Here is a 646-nt window from a genome sequence, read left to right as displayed (position 1 = left end):
TTAATCAGTAGTTTATGATTTTTAAGAAGTGTAAAAAACTTATCTCTTCCAATTTTAATTCTAAGTTTTTTAAACTCATATTTCAGTTCATGATACAGCTTTTTAGCACCTAAAAACTGTCCAATTTTGTTACGACACTCCTTTACAAGTTTGATGATAATCTGTTCGTTAAGTAGTTGCTTTTGATGATTTTTCAAGCGTTTATAGAAAGCTTGTTTACTAATCCCAAAACATTGAGTTAACCATTTTCTTTTAAACGGTTTTGTTTCTTTTTCTGAATCTCGTCTGCTAATGTTTTGGGCAACGACTTTTTTGACAACTCAGCTCCAGTGATTAGTTCCATGTCTGCTATGATGTCTTGTTGAAAATCTTTTACAAATTCAAGTTCTTCAATTTTCTCTTTCAATTTTTTGATTTGATCTTGTTTACTCATTGCTTTTTTCTTTTGCTCTAAAGTACTATATTTTTTAATCCAATAATCGATAGAAGATCTAGGAACATTATATTTTTTAGCAGCAAAGTTGGTAGAAATTTGACCATTTTGAATTTGGTCAATGATGAATAATTTAAGTTCAAAACCTACTTTCGTATACGTTTTTTTTCGACAGGGTTGTTTGTGTTTACTTTCCATAAGTGACTAATATTT

The 646-nt window shown here is 28.9% G+C and carries 2 protein-coding genes; both read right to left on the bottom strand.

Annotation, left to right across the window (positions count from 1 at the left end; all coding sequences use genetic code 11):
- Positions 1-197, bottom strand: a 197-nt coding sequence (locus Q4548_RS16690; protein ID WP_408068640.1) for a hypothetical protein, incomplete at its 3' end; no start/stop codon positions are given.
- Positions 198-238: 41 nt separating this feature from the next.
- Positions 239-631, bottom strand: a complete 393-nt coding sequence (locus tag Q4548_RS16685) for a helix-turn-helix domain-containing protein (protein WP_303457168.1) — start codon at positions 629-631, stop codon at positions 239-241.
- Positions 632-646 lie beyond the last annotated feature (15 nt).

Origin of the sequence: Wenyingzhuangia sp. 2_MG-2023, assembly GCF_030548295.1 — a bacterium.
Taxonomy (GTDB): domain Bacteria; phylum Bacteroidota; class Bacteroidia; order Flavobacteriales; family Flavobacteriaceae; genus Wenyingzhuangia.
Note: the sequence above shows the minus strand (reverse complement) of the source record. Positions and strands in the feature narration are given on the sequence as shown.

Excerpts from the sequence above, each read along its gene's own strand:
- Q4548_RS16685 (WP_303457168.1), bottom strand. The coding sequence starts at position 631 with ATGGAAAGTAAACACAAACAACCCTGTCGAAAAAAAACGTATACGAAA.